This window comes from Pantoea anthophila (genome assembly GCF_006494375.1).
Classification (GTDB): domain Bacteria; phylum Pseudomonadota; class Gammaproteobacteria; order Enterobacterales; family Enterobacteriaceae; genus Pantoea; species Pantoea anthophila.
In genome coordinates this window covers 35,678-52,904 of record NZ_VHIZ01000038.1, presented here as the reverse complement: position 1 = coordinate 52,904, position 17,227 = coordinate 35,678, and the positions used below count along the sequence as shown (strand labels likewise).

General features: G+C 59.1%; 11 protein-coding genes. 8 read left to right on the top strand and 3 right to left on the bottom strand.

Going from position 1 to position 17,227, the window contains the following annotated elements; translation table 11 throughout:
* The first annotated feature begins 133 nt into the window (after positions 1-133).
* Both FJW00_RS09250 and FJW00_RS09245 read left to right on the top strand, forming a co-directional pair.
* Positions 134-2,014, top strand: a complete 1,881-nt coding sequence (locus FJW00_RS09250; RefSeq protein WP_140923770.1) for a sigma 54-interacting transcriptional regulator — start codon at positions 134-136, stop codon at positions 2,012-2,014.
* Positions 2,015-2,148: 134 nt separating this feature from the next.
* Positions 2,149-3,729 (top strand): sensor domain-containing diguanylate cyclase, encoded by a 1,581-nt coding sequence (locus FJW00_RS09245; protein WP_140923768.1) that lies wholly within the window; start codon positions 2,149-2,151, stop codon positions 3,727-3,729.
* A 24-nt stretch (positions 3,730-3,753) separates the two neighbouring features.
* On the opposite strand, the gene FJW00_RS09240 is transcribed toward FJW00_RS09245, so the two are convergent.
* Positions 3,754-5,535, bottom strand: coding sequence for a sensor domain-containing diguanylate cyclase (locus FJW00_RS09240; RefSeq protein WP_140923766.1), 1,782 nt, complete (start codon positions 5,533-5,535; stop codon positions 3,754-3,756).
* A gap of 346 nt (positions 5,536-5,881) precedes the next feature.
* Between FJW00_RS09240 and FJW00_RS09235 the strand changes: the two genes are divergently transcribed.
* The 3 genes from FJW00_RS09235 to FJW00_RS09220 all read left to right on the top strand — a co-directional run bounded on the left by FJW00_RS09235 (position 5,882) and on the right by FJW00_RS09220 (position 10,317).
* Entirely contained in the window at positions 5,882-7,315 is a 1,434-nt protein-coding gene (locus FJW00_RS09235; RefSeq protein WP_140923764.1) for a methyl-accepting chemotaxis protein, read from the top strand.
* Between the two features lie 348 nt (positions 7,316-7,663).
* Entirely contained in the window at positions 7,664-7,903 is a 240-nt protein-coding gene (locus FJW00_RS09230; RefSeq protein WP_009093224.1) for a hypothetical protein, read from the top strand.
* Between the two features lie 278 nt (positions 7,904-8,181).
* Entirely contained in the window at positions 8,182-10,317 is a 2,136-nt protein-coding gene (locus FJW00_RS09220) for a sensor domain-containing phosphodiesterase (RefSeq protein WP_140923882.1), read from the top strand.
* A gap of 48 nt (positions 10,318-10,365) precedes the next feature.
* Here the strand turns inward: FJW00_RS09220 and FJW00_RS09215 are convergent, their stop codons facing one another.
* Positions 10,366-10,902 (bottom strand): GNAT family N-acetyltransferase, encoded by a 537-nt coding sequence (locus FJW00_RS09215; protein WP_140923762.1) that lies wholly within the window; start codon positions 10,900-10,902, stop codon positions 10,366-10,368.
* Between the two features lie 237 nt (positions 10,903-11,139).
* Between FJW00_RS09215 and FJW00_RS09210 the strand changes: the two genes are divergently transcribed.
* The 3 genes from FJW00_RS09210 to FJW00_RS09200 all read left to right on the top strand — a co-directional run bounded on the left by FJW00_RS09210 (position 11,140) and on the right by FJW00_RS09200 (position 16,257).
* The gene (locus tag FJW00_RS09210; protein ID WP_140923760.1) at positions 11,140-11,709 is read left to right on the top strand and encodes a pyridoxamine 5'-phosphate oxidase family protein; all 570 of its coding nucleotides are present in this window, start codon (positions 11,140-11,142) and stop codon (positions 11,707-11,709) included.
* Positions 11,710-11,976: 267 nt separating this feature from the next.
* Positions 11,977-13,449 carry a YsnF/AvaK domain-containing protein gene (locus FJW00_RS09205; RefSeq protein WP_258317029.1) on the top strand — a complete coding sequence of 491 codons (1,473 nt, stop codon included), beginning with the start codon at positions 11,977-11,979 and terminating at the stop codon, positions 13,447-13,449.
* A 270-nt stretch (positions 13,450-13,719) separates the two neighbouring features.
* Positions 13,720-16,257, top strand: coding sequence for an excinuclease ABC subunit UvrA (locus tag FJW00_RS09200; RefSeq protein ID WP_140923758.1), 2,538 nt, complete (start codon positions 13,720-13,722; stop codon positions 16,255-16,257).
* On the opposite strand, the gene FJW00_RS09195 is transcribed toward FJW00_RS09200, so the two are convergent.
* Positions 16,254-17,114: an MBL fold metallo-hydrolase gene (locus FJW00_RS09195; RefSeq protein ID WP_140923756.1), complete on the bottom strand. Its 861-nt coding sequence runs from the start codon at positions 17,112-17,114 to the stop codon at positions 16,254-16,256. The two genes, FJW00_RS09200 and FJW00_RS09195, sit on opposite strands and share 4 nt — an antisense overlap.
* Between the last annotated feature and the right edge of the window lie 113 nt (positions 17,115-17,227).

Below are 17,227 nucleotides of genomic sequence, written 5' to 3'. Positions count from 1 at the left end.
AGAATCCCGCTCATAAAAATCTGCCTGCGTATTGCCCTGCGCAGGCGTTGTTCGTTTCGTCACGCGGCATCGGTTGCTGTCAGCGTGACGAAAGTTGCCGCTTTTCCGGTAAAACGATGGCGCAGAATGGCCTATGAAAAACAACGAAATTGCGATCCTCTCGGTGTCACAAACCATCACACAACGCATCTCGAATGTCCTGCTTGAGAAAAAAATCGATATTCCGGTTTACGAATATCGCTATTTTGACGTGGTTGAAAAAGCGCAGCAGCTGATTCAGGGAGGAACCCGCATCCTCATCAGCCGGGGTGGCACCGCGGCACTGCTTCGGAATAACGTGGCGGTTCCGGTCATTGAAATCGCCCACGACCTGCACGGCATATTTCGTATCCTGATGGAAGCGCGCAAGAAGTCACAAAAAATCGCCGCAGTCGGGTTTCCGCAGTTCTGCCATGTTCTTCGTCATTACCAGAACATGACGCATGAAGAGTTCAAAATCTGTCAGGTCTACAACCACTATGACATTGATAACGTCGTCAAAAATCTGGCAGATAATGATTATGATCTGGTGATTGGCGGCCTGACCGTCGCGGAAATGGCCAGAAAGTACGATCTGAAGGTCATCATGGGGGACACCGATAATATCGCTATCGAGCAGGCTCTCGATGTCGCGGCGAGCACGCTGAAATATATCAACAGGGAGAGCACGAAGCTGGCGATGGCCTGGTCAGCCCTCAATCAGTCGCGGGAGGGGATCCTGTGGCTGGATCAGTCCGGGGAAGTCATCAATATCAACGCCCGGGGCTTGTCGCTTTTTCCCTGCCGGATCGGGGATAAGATTTTAAAAAACGACGCGTTTAAAACGCTGTTCAGCTGCATCATCAATGAGCGGGATATCACCGACGAGGTACATGAGATCAAGGGCGACGCCCTCCGGCTGACGGTGAAACATATCCCCGGTCAGCAAAATTTTTATACCCTCATCACCGCCGTCAGAGCGGGACAGCACGAGGGATGCGCTCCGGTCCCGGCGAGAAAGCCTGCAGGCAGCAGCTTCACCACGGTTTACACCTTTTCGGACATCGTGGGCCGCTCGCCTGAGATGGTGTCTGTGATTGAGCAGGCCAGACTTTATGCGGCTCACGATCTGCCGGTGAATATTCTCGGGGAGACGGGCACGGGCAAAGAGCTGTTTGCCCAGAGTATTCATCACGCCAGTGCACGCAGCGCGGGGCCTTTTATTGCGCTTAACTGCGCGGCAATTCCGGAGTCCCTGCTGGAAAGTGAACTGTTCGGCTACGCTGAAGGGGCGTTTACCAGTGCCCGGCGGGGCGGCAAACCCGGTATTTTCGAAATGGCGATGAACGGCACGGTGTTTATCGACGAAATCAGCGAAGCCCCGCCTGCCGTGCAGATCAAATTGCTGCGTATTCTGCAGGAAAAACGGTTCAGCCGGGTAGGGGGCGAGGGGCTCATCACCGCCAGTTTCCGCCTGATCACCGCCAGTAACAAAGACCTGAGTCAGATGGTGGCCGCGGGACAGTTCCGCCAGGATCTCTTTTACCGCATTAATATTCTGGAGCTGCGGCTGCCGGCGCTGAGAGCGCGCCGGGGCGACATTATGCTGATTGTCGACGCGCTGCTGGCCAGCCAGAACCGGACGCTGACGTTTAGCGACGAAGCGGTTGCCCTGCTCAATAATGCGGCGTGGCCGGGCAATATCCGTGAGCTGAAAGCCGCTATCCTGCGGCTGGTGGTGCTGCATAAGAGCAGCACAGTCGATGCCGATGCATTGCAGTCACTCTGCCACCTTTCTTCAGCTGCCGGTGAGCGTGAGGCGCCACCCTGCACGCTCAGTGACGAGGTGAATTTACTGGAGAAGCAGGAGAGGAAACTGATCGCGTCGGTGATCAACAGAACCGGTGGCGATCGCGCCCGGGCCGCCGTGATGCTGGGCATCAGTCCCACCACCCTGTGGCGAAAGATGAAGCGATATGGACTAAACTCTGACTGACCGGCGTGCGCGCTGTCGGGTAGCGCCGGAACGGTAATCATCCGGAAGGAGAGGTAAATCTTCTTCTTTTCTCCCCTTCAGCCGTGCCATCAACAGTTACACTAAAGGGATACTTAATCCGGATTCCGACTGCAATGCCCCACGAAAAAATACGCCTTCGCTCCCTGCTGACGCTGCTTTCCATTGGTGGCGTCATCCTGACCTCCGGTCTGCTGCTGGGTGCGCTGCTGCTGTTTCAGAAGGCCAATATTGAAGACAGCCTGCTTGAGGGGAACATTGCCTATGCCCGCAAACTGGCGGATACCACCGATCGTTATCTGGCGACAGCGCAGCGCGAACTGGCGTGGAGTGCGTCGCAGATCAGGGACCTCGGCAATCTGACACAGCTGAAAAGCGAAACCGATCGCCTGCGGATGCAGTCGGGCTTTTTCAACTCGGTCGTGGTCGTCAATCATGACGCTGTTATTGCCGCAACTTCACCGGAAAGTCTGAAACTGGTTGGCGTAAAACTCCACTCGGCGGCCAGCCTGCAGGCGATTTCCACCAAAAAGCCCTTTATCTCCGCGCCGTTCACCTCTGCCGCCGGTAACTATGTGCTGTTTTTATCCCAGCCGCTGTTCAGCGCCGATGGCCGCTACCTGGGCTACATAGGCGGCACGATCTATCTCAAAAAACAGAGCATGCTGAGCGACATCCTGAGCCAGCATTTTTATACCAAAGGCTCTACGGTGAGCGTGGTCAGCAATGACGGTCTGATCATCTTCAGTCACGACCCGGCGCAGGTCGGCACGAAAATGCAGCTGAGCCAGGCGCTGCAGAAGCGGCTTGAGGATACGGAGAGCGGGCATTTCACGCTGGAAAACGACGGTCGTCACTATCTGATCGGCTATGGCACACTGCACAAAACCGGCTGGAACGTGTTTATTACCGGCACCTCAGAAACGGTCAGGCACCTGCTGATGCGCACGGCGGAAAACGCTATCTGGTTCACGCTGGGCATTATCGTGCTGACCGCGGCGATTATTGCTTTTCTGGCGGGACGCATCGCCTCTCCGCTTGAGAAGCTGGCGGACAGAGTCCGCAACGGCGGCAGCGAAGCGCAGGCGGAATCTCTCTCCTCGGTCAAAACCTGGTATTACGAAGCCGACCGGCTCCGGGAAGCGGTGCAGGAGCATCGTCACGCCGTCGCCGGACATCTGGCGGCACTGAACGATGAAGCGATGACTGACCCCCTGACCGGACTCTGCAACCGGCGCGGATTCTCGGCGCTGGCGGCGCAGAGTGACAACGACCATGAACAGTGCGTGATCGCCATCGATATCGACCATTTCAAAAAGATCAATGACTGGTACGGACACGATGCGGGCGATGCGGTGCTGGTGAGTCTGGCGGCGCTACTGCGTCAGGCCAGCCGCACGGGGGATATTGTCAGCCGGTTTGGGGGAGAAGAGTTTATTCTGCTGCTGCCGGAGACGTCGCTACCGGACGCCGCCCGCACGGCGGAACGTATCCGTGAGAGCGTCAGCGCTACCCTGTTTCCGTTTGTCGGGACGATGACGATATCCGCAGGCGTCGCGTCGCGGGATCACAACAGCGAACGCGAAGCGCTGTTGCGGCGTGCAGATGAAGCGCTCTATGAGGCAAAAGGCGCCGGACGCAATACCGTCGTGATTGCCGGATCGGCGGGATTCAGCGTGTTTGATCCGGCCCGGTAGAGGGCTGAGGCTGGCGCAACCGGCTCAGCATTTGCTGCGGAGTCGCCAGCCGAGCCACTCATCCAGCGCCGCTTCCGCCAGCGGCCGGGAGTAGAAAAATCCCTGCGCCTGATCGCAGCCAAATTCGGTCAGCGTGTTGACCGTTTCCGCATTCTCCACGCCTTCGGCCAGCACCGTATAATCGAGATCTTTCAGCATCGCAATAATACTGCGGGCAATAACCCGCGAGCCGGTATCACTGGCGATTTCGCTAATCAGCGAGCGGTCCAGCTTGATCACGTCCAGTGGCATACGTCGCAGGTAGCTGATGTTGCTGTAGCCGGTACCAAAGTCATCCAGAGAGATCCCAAATCCGCGCAGTTTCAGCATCTCAAGCCCCTGCATCGCTGACGGGCTCTCCAGAATCCGCTCTGTCTCCAGGCACTCGATGCCCAGCAGTGAAACCGGCAGCTTTGCCTTGATCATCTGCTCTTCAAGCTCGTCGGCAAAGCCGCTGCGGGAGAAATCGCTGCTGCTGACGTTGATGGTGACGGGCAGCTGAATATAGCTGTCACGCAGCCGGGAAAGGCGGGTGATGGCCTGCTCTGTCACCCAGCGGGTCAGCTCGCTGAGCAGTTCAGTCTGTCCGGCAAAAGGCAGAAACTCTGCCGGAGAAAGCTCGCCGCGCTGCGGATGCCGCCAGCGGATCAGCGCTTCCAGCCCAATCGGCTTTCCGCTATGCAGACAGATTTTCGGCTGATACGCGAGCCACAATCCTTTGTTTTCCCGTATCGCCAGGGCCAGATCGTGCATCAGCGTGAAATCCTGAGTATGCCGTGTGTCGGTGGCTTCACTGAAACACATCGACGCGACATCCCGGGCGATCGCTTCATGAAGGGCGCTGACGGCGCGGCGCAGGATCTCCTGTGCGGGCATCTCACCAGTGATGAAACTGGCCTCACCGGTATGCGTCATCAGCGCGACAGACAGCCCGTCGCCCAGATCCGCGCTGATGCCCGTCAGCTGCTTCGCCACCCATCCGGCACTCAGCCGGCTCTCCTGGCGGGTTAACAGGGCAAAACGCCCGGTGGCCACGGTATAGAGTATCTCGCCCGGCGCCGGGCGCAGGCGCAGAGGCAGCAGCGTGGCGACATCTTTCAGCAGGCTTTCAACCGGCCCCATCCCCATCGAACGCGCCAGCTCGTAGGCGCGCGGCATATCAATGCAGTCAATCAGGACCAGTCGCCGTGGCGTCCGATCACCTGAGGCGGCCAGAAACTGGAGGTCGCGGATAAGCCGCTGACGGTTAGGCAATCCGGTGACGGGATCGGCAAAACCTGCCGAATACCAGGCTTCCAGGAATGACATGACCAGGGTGGCCAGCATTGTGAGCATGGTGACCTGAGCCGGACTGAAAGGGTGGGGCGTGGTGTCGGTGACACACAGGGTGCCCAGAATCATGCCCGTGCTGTTTTTCAGCGGCGTACCGGCATAGAAGCGGATAAAGGGTGCGCCGATGATCAAGGGGTGCGTCGCAAACCGTTCATCCAGCAGGGTATCCGGGATCACCACGGTGCTGTCGCTGTCGACCGCATACCGGCAGAGCGAATCTTCGCGGCTGGACCGGGTAAGGGTAAAATTATGCGCGGCCATGACATGCTGCAGCTCATCATCCAGCACGGAGATAAAACTGCCAGGAATGCTGAGCGCCTGACTGGCTAGCCGGACAAACTGACGCAGCACTTCATCACGACTTTCGTCGGGATTGCGCAACGCGCGCAGGGTTCGCGTGCGACCATCATCGCCGCCGCTGAGACTTATGAACATGAATTCCTCCGCCCCGGCTGGTTACGGAGCGAAATTAAGCAGGAAAATTGCAGAGTAGTGTGTAATGAGTACAGGCAATTTCCGTAAAAATAAAGTGTCCTGACAAATTTATTACGTAACGGAATGCAGAGAGCGGCAAATGGTTACCGGATCGGCTTTCTTCAATAAAATATTTTCAGAACGGCGATTCTTTTATTTTGTCGTCAAAAAATTTGTATTTCTGAAATATCCTGCCAGGATAGAAAGAACAAAAATAGTGCACTATATAATAACGCACTAAAGCAGATGACAGAACTTATTATTGCCCGACTTTTACACACACCAATAACAACATCAGGGAAACCTTATGAACTCACTCCGGCATTTCACCATCCGGCGCGTCGTGCTGTGGATGATGATCATTTCACTGGGCGTGGTTGCACTGGCTGGCGGCTACAGTAGCCATGTGCTGCGCGACATCTATCGTCAGACCGACCGCACCGCCGTTCTCACTCAGCAGCTCAGCTTTCTGACGCAAAGCGCTATTGCCATGCAGAGCGGAAGTGCCGCCGACAAAAGTGCGGTGATGGCTGCCATGCCGGAAGGCGCTGACTGGGAGCGTCTGCGTACGGCACTCACCACCACACCTGCAGACTATGCCTCTGCGGCACGGGCGCAACTGAACAGCATCACGCAGCAGCTGGCGCAGCATCAGGCGCCGCTCAAGGCTGACCGGCATCAGCTGCAGGGTGTACTGCTGGCGGCGCTGCTGGCGGCGTTCGCGTTACTGCTGTTCTGCGATCGCTATCTGGTCGTGCATCTGGTGCGTCCGGTGGCAAAAATTCGCGGTCACCTGAAAATCATTGCGGATGGCGATCTGACACAGGAGCCGGAAGATCTGGGCCGTAACTGTGTCGGACAGCTGGTTCCTCTGGTGAAAGAGATGCAGCACAGCCTGTTGCATATGGTCAGCGCTATCCGCGATAACGCCGCCATTCTTCATCGTGAAGCCGCGGATATTGCCGCAGGCAACGCAGACCTCTCCGATCGGACCTCCACCCAGGCTGCGGCACTGGAGCAGACCGCCGCCAGCATGGAAGAGATTACCGTCACCGTGCGCCACAACGCGCAGAACGCCCGTGAAGCGCGGGAGCTGGCCGTCAGTACAACCGATACCACCCAGCAGGGCGCGAAGCTGGTGCAGACGGTGACTGCGGCCATTACCAGCATCGCGGAAGGGTCAGAAAAAATTCGTCAGTTTACCGCCACCATTAACGGCATCGCGTTTCAGACCAATATTCTGGCGCTGAATGCGGCCGTAGAGGCAGCGCGTGCCGGTGAGCAGGGTCGCGGCTTTGCCGTCGTGGCCAGCGAAGTGCGCTCGCTGGCGCAGCGCAGTGCGGCGGCGTCTAAAGAGATCGAAGAGCTGATTTCAGATACGGTGGCGCGGGTTGACGATGGCCGCCGGGCAGCGGAGAGCGCCGGCACCACGATGGAAGCCGTGCTGCGCGGCGTTGGCGGCGTGAATGAGCTTATCGGGCAGATTGCGCTGGCGTCAGATGAACAGAGTAAAGGCATCGCACAGGTCACCGTCGCCGTTGCTGAGCTCGACCGCGTGACGCAGCAGAATGCGACGCTGGTGCAGCAGGTGTCAGCCACCGCGGGCAGTCTCAGCGGTCAGACGCAAACGCTGGGCAGCGTCATCACCCGCTTTACCCTCCCGCATCAGGCGGTTGCCGTGGCGAACAGACGCGAAGCCACGGAACAGCCTGGCGGATGGGCTGCCTTTAGTCAGGCCTGACATCAGTCGCCCGACGAGGAATGGGCCTGTATGAAAACCGCGTGCACGTTCGCGAATGATTATTACATCGCGCTCTGACACCTTATTTTTTAAGGGCAGAGCGTGCGGCAATAATCGCAGGATGAGTCTGCAACTCATCCTGTCGGTTATTCTTTTATCGATGTGCTTATTATTCAGGCATCGTCAGAAAGATAATTTGCCTTATTTAATCATCGCACGCTGCATTCACTGATTTCACAGGACGGCCTGCTGTGCCGGGCGATTAAAACATAACCAGAATTTATGCTTTGGTCAGGCGTGTGATGGCGTCCTGCCCTCTATACGGCCACCCTAAGCCGGGAGTTTCATATGGGAAATCAGATTTTACAGCGGCCTGTCGCCGTGCAGTGCAACGTACGTGAGCTCCGCCTTGCCGCCGGGTTTTCTCAGGAGATCGCCGCAGAGCGTTTCGACCTCAGCCAGCGTGTCTGGCAGACCAAGGAGGCGTCAAAAAATCCTGCGCGGCTCAGTCAGGGGGAATATGAATTGCTGATGCTGCTGGCCGGGGAGCATCCGCACTTTGAGCTGGTAGCAAAACAGAAAAAATAGGGTTTTCAGCCGCTGTTTTCTCTGAAGTTAGAATATGGCAGGCCGATAAACAGATTAAGCGAAGCGCAGCCATCGGCTGCGCCAGATTTTACTGACGGGCCTTTCTTCCGGCAGCGGGTCAGCAGCGTATGCTGCCTGGCCTGTCTGATTGAACGTGTCCTCTTTATGCTGTGTCATGCCGTCCACAGTACCGATCCGCAGAGGAAGTGATCCTGAAACGTCCCGTTTATCATGATGCCGAGGCGGCGCGCCTCGATGCACTCAGGCAGTACCAGATGATGGATTCACCGCCAAACGATGCGCTGGATCGTCTGACTACGCTTGCCGCCCGACTGTTTCAGGTGCCCGTCGCGTTTGTTTCCCTTATTGATGAAAAGCGGCAGTTCTTCGCTTCCCGTTACGGACTGAACATTACGGGTACGTCACGCAACGTCGCGTTCTGCCATCACACCTTAACGCAGGGGCGGATACTCTGTGTGCCGGATACCCTGCAGGATCCGCGCTTCTGCGACAGCCCGCTGGTGCACGGCTATCCCTATATCCGCTTTTATGCCGGTATTCCGCTCTCCACGCCGGATGGTCATCACATCGGCACGGTCTGCCTGACCGATACCCGTCCCCGCGCGCCGCTGACCCCAGAAGATCGGCAGCATCTCAGCGATATTGCCGCGCTGGTGATGGATCGCATGGAGATGCACCGGCTTAAATTACTGCGCTATACCAGTCAGCAGCGGCTGGAGGCGATCTCCTCTACCTCGCCTGACGCCATTATCTGCACGGATCTGCAGCGCGGCATCACTTTCTGGAACCCTGCCGCCACCGCACTGTTCGGCTACAGCGCAGAGGAGATGCGCGGTCAGTTCGTCAGTGAGCTGATCCCGGCGCGCTGCCAGACCGACTACCGTAATGAGCTGGCCCGGATTACCTCCGATGAATCGGCGATCTCGCGTCCGCGCTCTCTGCAGATCTGGGGACTGACGCGTAACGGACGCGAATTTCCGGCTGAGGTCTCTTTCTCCGGCTGGCGTGAAGGGGGAGAGCGGCTGGTGGGCATGATTATCCGCGACGTCACGGCCCGTTATGAAAGTGAGGCACGGCTTTGTGAGCTGGCCTCTCTCGATATGCTGACGCGCCTCGCCAGCCGCAGCGCGTTTATGGATCAGGTCGCTCAGCTCACTAAAGCGGAGATCCCCTATACGTTACTGATGACCGATCTCGATGGCTTTAAGGAAGTAAACGATACCCTGGGCCACGCGGCCGGGGATGCGCTGCTGTGTCACGTTGCCGAACAGATTCGTGCCGTGTGCACCGGTGCGGTGACGGCGGCGCGCCTGGGCGGTGATGAATTTGTCATCCTGCTGACGGGGGGCTGCGCGGAAGCGGCGCTGACGGCAGAGAAGCTGATTGCCGCCGTTCAGACGCCGTTCAGCTATCACGACTCACCGGTTGTGGTCGGCGCCAGCACCGGTATCGCCTCCTACCCGGAGCACGGCCGGGATCCCTCTGCAGTCATGTCCGCCGCCGACCTGGCGCTCTATCGTGCCAAAGCGTCGGGCAAAGGCTGCAGCATCCTGTTCAGGCCCGCCTTTCGTGAAGCGGAGCAGCAGCGCCGTCGTTTTGAACGTGAACTGGAGTCCGCGGTGCGGCAGCAGCAGTTCACGCTCTACTATCAGCCCCGCTACGACGTCGAAAGCGGCAAGCTCACCGGCTGTGAGACGCTGGTGCGCTGGCAGCATCCGACGCGCGGCCTGCTGTTGCCGGCTGATTTCATCGCCATGCTGGTGAAGAGCCCGCTTTCCGTCACGCTGGGGGAGTGGATTATCCGGACGGCGCTGGATCAGGTCCGGCAGTGGCAGGTGCGCGCGCCTCATCTTCGCGTAAGCATCAATCTGTTTCCGCGCCAGCTGGTGGGCAACAGCCTGGAGAAGGTGATCCGCGAGAGTGCCGGTGGCGATGCCGGTTTTGTCGAGCTGGAAGTGGATGAGCCCCTGCTGACGGTGCTGGTGCAGGATATGCCGGTGCAGGTTGAAGCTATCCGCCAGACCGGCGCTTCATTCATTATCGACCATTTCGGACGGACGCTGGGCGCGATCAACCTGTTGCGCTACAGCTTTGTGTCGGGCTTTAAAATCGATAAGTCACTGACGCGCGAGCTGGGGTCCAGTATGCGGGTGCGTATGATGTTCCGGGCTATCGCCGGGCTCGGTAAAAGTCTGGGTATCCGGGTCGCCGCCGAAGGGGTCGAGGAAAAAGAGCAAATCGCGTTTGTGACGACGGCAGGATGCGACATTATGCAGGGGAACGGGCTGTGCCAGCCGCTGAGTCCGGCCGATTTTGAAGCGATGCTCTGCGCAGAAACGCCTTCTCCGCCTGCCGCGGCCATCGCAGCCGGTTCAGGGGCCGCCCTGCGCTGATCGCGCGTCACTGAGGCGGGGGAGAGTCATCTACGGCCTCTCCCGGCCTCAGGGCCGGTACTCCTGTTTCAGCAGGCCGAAGATCCAGTCATCCTGCCACGCGCCGTCCAGAAAGAAATTCTGCCGCAGTGTCCCCTCCTGAACGAAACCCGCCGAGAGCAGGGTGCGGCGTGAGGCTGCATTACCCGCCGTCACCGTGGCGACCAGACGGCGGTAATCCAGCTGCTCAAAGCAGAGCCTGATGGTGGTATGCAGTGATTCGCGGCCGTAGCCTTTTCCCTGCGCATGAGCGGCAACAATAAAACCGAACTCGGCAATGCCGTCTCCACGATCGATAAACCCGCAGAAACCTGCGGGCAGCCCGCTGGTTTTTTCCTCCATCACCAGGCAGAGCCAGTGCTGGCAGCCCTTTTCCCATTCAGGCAGGCGAACATCAAAAGAGCGGGTTCTTATCTCTTTGGCGCTGCGCGGGTCACAGATATATTTCATCACCGATCTGTCCTGACTGACTGCCAGATAGAAGGGCCAGTCCTCAGGGTTGAGCGGCCGGTAGGTCAGACGTGGCGAACGCATTTCAGACAACATAGCCGCCTCCATGGCGTAACGCTTTTCGCGATCTCAGGGATAGCGCAAAAATAACACAGAGACGCAGAAACAGAACATGCGGCACGCATTTTCTCCCTCCCTGACCCGTTCAGTGACGGCCGGATCGGCGAAGGGGGCCAGTTTACCTCCCGCGATGGCAGGCCATCTGGTCACTTCGTTGCTACGCTTGAGCAGAGCCGTCTGGCTTAACCCCTGACCCTGACGAGAGAAACCCCGATGGATTTGACACAGTTTGAAGCAACCGCCTGGGCAGCGCTGGAGGCGGCCGCCGCCGATCCACAGGACGCATTTCGTTATCTGGCACTCTGTACTGTTGACGCTGAGCAGCGCCCCCAGGCGCGCACGCTGGTCCTGCGCCAGAGTCGCACTCCCCGCCGGATGCTGACTTTTCACACTGATGTCCGCAGCCCGAAGTGGCAGGAGATGGCGGCCAATCCGGCGGTCACAGTTCTGGGTTATTGTCTGCAACGCCGCCTGCAGCTGCGACTGGCGGGCCGGGTCAGCTGTTATGCGGCGGGAAGTGATATCGCCCGGCAGGCCTGGCAGGCATTACCTCAGCACACCCGGCAGACCTATCAGGGCGGGCCGCCGGGCGAGACACCGACACCGGCGAATAAGATGCCCGCTGTGCACGCCGCAGAGTCTGGCGAGCCGCACTTCGGCGTGGTGATCCTGCAGGTCACCGCACTGGAGGGCTACCAGTTACAGCGTAACGACAATCAGCGCGCCCTGTTTCGCTATTCTCCCGACGGCGAGCTGAAGGCGTGTCAGTGGCTCAATCCCTGAACGCAGACGTCTCTGTTTCCCGGGCCAGCCTGAAAAAGGGCTGGCCCTTTTTTTGAGCAGGCTAAAACTGCAATCTGACTGTCAGACACAGTAAGAACCTTTTTTTATCTGCCGCCTCGTTTATGCGATTTTAGCGCCACGTTATCCTCATATGGCTGCGTTTATCTGCTTTTTCCTTTCTTTTGTCCATCTTTGTGCCAGGCTTTAACTAACCGAAAAGCAGTGACTTATGCTCAAGGCCAGGGGAAGTACAAATGATCGCTCTGTATGACAGGCAGGTTAACCATGAACAATCAGCCTCCTGAAAAATCAGGGTCAGCGGATAACGAGCAGGTGATAAGCCTTGCTGAAGAAACGGCAGAGGTGTCGAAACAGCGTATCAGTGACGGCGTTGTCAGGGTAACCCGGCAGGTCACTGAGCATCAGCAGACGATGGCGCTGATGCTCCGGCAGCAGACGGCGGCGATAGAGCGCATTCCCAAATCGGAAAGGCTGGCGGCGATGCCGGCGATCCGTGAGGAAAATGGCGTTCTGATCATCCCGATTGTGGAAGAGGAAGTCGAGATCGTTCGTCATCTGGTGCTGAAAGAGGAGTGGCACATCCGCACGGTCGTCAGCGAGGCGGCGACAGAACAGGTCGTGACCCTGCGCAGACAGCACGCTCACCTGACCCGATCCCCTCATACAGAGTCATCCGAATCCATCAGCGAGGAACACAACATGGCGCGTGAAACAATCGTAACAATGTTCAGCAATCTCTCACTGGCAGAGGGGGCAAAACGTAACCTGATTAAAGCGGGATTCCTGGATGATGATATCGATATCATCTCCGGCGAACGACTGCGGACAGAAGGTCATGAGGCCCGCCACCCTGGCTTCTGGCAACGCCTGTTCGGCAACACGCTGGAGGAAGATCAGGCCGAAGTGTATGAAGATGCGATGCGTACCGGCGGGGTGGTGCTGTCGCTGCGCGCTGATGAAGATGAGCTGCCGCGCGCGCTGGGCATTCTTGATGCCCATGAAGAGCTGACGGAGCGTACCGCCGCCGTTCCCGGTGACGCTACGGTTAACAGTAGCCTGACGCCGCCAGCCAGCGGAACGTTACCGGGTAACGAGACGGTCAATCCGCTGAACAGTGAGCGCGGCACGACCCGCACCGCGCTGACCGGTGATGAGAGTGATGAGGATGTGCTGCGTCTGGCTGAAGAGCGACTGGAAGTGGGTAAGCGACTGGTCAGCGAAGGCTCGACCCGCGTCCGTCGCTATACGGTCACCGATCGGGTGTCTGAAAATGTCTCGCTGCATGAGCAGCACGCCGAAATCTTCCGCCGCCCGGTGAACGAAGCGGGTTCGCCCGATAATGTCGACTGGTCAGAAAAAACGGTGGAAGTGGAGGAGTCGCACGAGCAGCCGGTGGTTAATAAGACCGCGCAAATCATCGAAGAGGTGGTGCTACGTAAAGAGGAGAGCGACCGGGTGGAGACCATCAATGACTCGGTGCGCCGTCAGGAAGTCGACATCGACCATGCCAGGGCCGATCACACCCGCGCCGCACCGGTCAGCGGCCAGGGCACAGCGACCGATCCCCTGCTGGAAGGCACGCGACAGGCCCGCGCAGAGCAGGATCACCGCTCGCTGACGCCAGACCATCCCGATCACAAAGAGGGGCTGATGGACAAGGCCGGGGACAAAATCGCGGAAGCGAAAGAGAAAGTCGAAGACAAGTTTAAAAAACCGTGATGCTGTGAGGGCCGGAAGGGGGGCGTCTCTGCCCCTTTCCCGGCTGACTACAGAAGGCCATGTTCCTCCGGCCCCCCCTCTGAACGTGTGCCCCCTTGCCGATTCAAGGCGTTACTCCACCCCATAAATTGTTAAATCCCGGTTCCCTGACTACCCTTGCTGATGTTTTTCAGAAGCGGGCCAGTGCGTCCGCCAGATTAGCCGCTGCAGTTTTCGGCCATTCATCGCAGGCGATCATCAGTCGGCCGCATTTCACCAGGCAGGGACATCATGACAGAACACCGCTTTACCGAGACATACCGCGCTGAAGAGGGGGAGATCGATCCCTGTATCTCCGTGCAGGGCGCGCGCACCCATAACCTTAAAGAGGTGTCGCTGCGTTTTCCCCGTAACGCCATGGTGGTGTTCACCGGGGTTTCCGGCTCCGGTAAATCGTCCCTCGCCTTTGATACGATCTATGCGGAAGCGCAGCGCCGGTTTATCGAGTCGGTTTCACCTCACGCCCGCCGTCTGATCGATCAGGCTGCGGCGCCGGATGTCGATAACATTGACGGACTTCCGCCTGCGGTGGCCCTGCAGCAGAGCCGGGCGGGCGCGCAGGAGCGATCGACGGTCGGCAGCCTCACCCGGATCGCCGTCACGCTGCGTCTGCTCTATTCCCGTGCGGGCACCAGACCGGACGGTGTTCCTTTTATGACGGCCGACTATTTTTCACCGAACAACCCAAAGGGTGCCTGTCCCCACTGCCAGGGGCTGGGAAAGGTTCACACTGTCAGAACTGAGGCGCTGGTGCCGGATAGCTCACTGAGCATCCGGCAGGGGGCTATCGCCGCCTGGCCCAGGGGCTGGCACAACAAGAATCTGCGAAGCATCCTTGACACGCTCGGCTACGATATCGATGCGCCGTGGCACACTCTGTCTGAGCGTGACCGGCAGTGGATACTGCTGACCGAGGAGCAGCCGTCGGTGCCCATCTACGAAGGTCTCAACGCTGAGCAGCGCGAGAAGGCGATAGCGGCAGGCGTGGAACCGGGGTACACCGGCACTTACACCAGCGCCGCAAAAATCGTGTTGCAGAGCTATTCGGGCGGCAGCGAATCGGTCAGAAAACGGCTGGCGCGCTTTGTGGCGGTCACGCCCTGTTCTGAGTGCCACGGTAAACGACTCAACCGCGATGCGCTCTCCGTGACATTTGCCGGGTATGACATAGCCAGCCTGAGCGAGCTGACGGTTTCCGCGCTGGCGGAACGCTTTCGTCCCTATGCCCGTGGCGCCTCTCCCGATCTGCCAGAAGAGCCGGCGCTGCGTGAGGCGGTCATCCGGATGGCGGCAGACATCTGTATGCGGCTTGAGCAGCTTGACGCGCTGGGCCTGGGACATCTCGCGCCGGGGCGTCGCACCACGCTACTCTCCTCCGGCGAGCTGCAGCGCGTCCGTCTGGCAACCCAGATGATTTCGCGCCTGTTTGGCGTGCTGTACGTGCTGGATGAGCCGTCCGCCGGGCTGCATCCTGAAGATGTGAAAGCGCTGCTTGCCTCCCTGAAAAGGCTGGTTCGCGCAGGCAACTCGCTGATAGTCGTGGAACATAACACTGACCTCATCGCGGAAGCGGACTGGCTGATAGAGATCGGACCCGGTCCGGGCGGTTACGGCGGGGCGATCGTGTACAACGGCGTCCCGGCGGGGGTCAAAGAGGTTGAATCGCCCACCTCAGGCTATCTCTTCTCCCGACGCTACACCGGACTGCGCCAGCGGCAGTCGCCGGAAAACTGGCTCAGGCTGGAAGCGATCGACTGCAACAATATTGCCGGGATGGATATCGCCCTTCCGCTGGCGAGAATGACGGCCATCACCGGGGTGTCAGGCTCAGGGAAATCGACGCTGCTGAATCGCGTGCTGCCTGAAATGCTCGGTCATGCGGATAAAGAGTCCGACAGCGAGGAGGGGGAGGACGAGGATCTGGTGCCCGATGTGAAGGGACGCGTGGTCAGCGGAAGCGACGCCTTCGGCCGGCTCATCAGAATCGATCAGCGTCCTATCGGACGGACGCCACGCTCCAACCTGGCCACCTATACCGGCTTTTTCGACATCATTCGCCGATTGTTTGCCGATACCCCCGAAGCGAAGGCAAAAGGCTTCGACGCCGGGCGGTTCTCATTCAATCTGCCTGCCGGGCGCTGTCCTGCGTGTGAGGGGCAGGGGCAGATCTCCATTGAGCTGCTGTTCATGCCCAGCGCCACGGCCACCTGCTCCGTCTGCGCGGGCAGCCGCTACAACCCCGGGACGCTGGAGGTAAGGTGGAACAACCTGACGATTGCGGATGTGCTCGATCTCACGGTAGACGAGGCAACGGCGGTCTTTAGCGGCAACGAAGGGATTCAGCGTTCGCTGTCGGCACTGACGGCGCTGGGGCTGGGATACCTCCGGCTTGGGCAGCCCGCCACAGAACTTTCCGGCGGAGAGTGTCAGCGTATCAAGCTCGCCTGGGAACTGCAGCGGGTCCAGCGCACCGCCACGCTCTATCTGCTCGATGAACCTTCGACCGGATTGCATCCGGCGGATATGGATAAGCTGCTGCGGGTGCTGGACGAGCTGGTTAAGCGCGGCCATACGGTCATCATGGCAGAACATAATATGCGAATTGTGGCGGAGTCGGACTGGGTGATCGATCTGGGACCGGGTTCGGGCGATAAGGGGGGCCGGATTGTTTCATCCGGCTCACCGGAGACGGTCAGTCAGTCATCAGAGAGTCTGACCGCTCCGTGGCTGTCAGCCCAGCTGCAAAAGCGAGCGGGCGATCCGGATTAATCGGGCCGGGCACTCTGGCTGAACCGCGGCGCATTAACCTGCAGGGCCTCCAGCTCACGTGCGTCGTGACTGCAGAAAAAGGTGATCTCGCTGCCGCGCTGACAGGAGAGCTCCCGCAGGCGTTGCTGGTTGTGTCGTCTGGCACCGTTATCTATCGCCATCATCCACTGGTAAAAACGCAGTCCAGGCGTGCAGTGGCGCGTCTGCTGGCGCATTTCGCCCCGATAGAACCACGCATCGCCCCCGTGCAGCAGCCAGCCGTCAGGCTGCTGAATGGCGATGCCCGCGTGACCCGGCGTGTGGCCCGCCAGCGGCACCAGCAGAATCTCCGGCGGTAAATCCCGCAGGCGATTAACCGCTTCAAAACCAAACCACGTTTCGCCCTGCGGCTGATAGGTCTCCCAGTGGCTGATCCCACCCCATTGTCCGGGACGGTAACGCTCCCGCGACAGCCAGCTATGACGCTGATGGGCCGTGTCCACCTCCTGCTGTAGCAGGTGGATACGCGCCTGCGGAAAATCGGTCAGTCCGCCCGCATGGTCAAAATCGAGGTGGGTCAGAATAATATGCCGCACATCCTCAGCCCGGAAGCCCAGCGCCCTGACCTGTGACAGGGCGGTCAGTTCATCGCGACGCTGAATATTGTTCAGCGCGCGGAAAAAGCCGGACAGGCGGCTGCCCGGCGCGTGGATATCCTGGCGGCCAAAGCCGGTGTCGACCAGCACCAGCCCGTCGCGGTCCGTCTCAATCAGCAGGCAGTGACAGACCAGATGCGCTTTGATGCCTTTGCTGAATCCATCATAAAATGCCCCGCCCAGCGGGCACATACAGCCACAGTTCAGGTGGTGAATTTTCATCGGGCCTCCATCGCAATCATCGGCAGAATGGCTGAGGTGCTTCGGCTCGTCTCCGGCACGCAGCAGATCAGCCTGGCTTTAGAGTGTAGAGAGGGTTGTAACAGTAGGCGGAG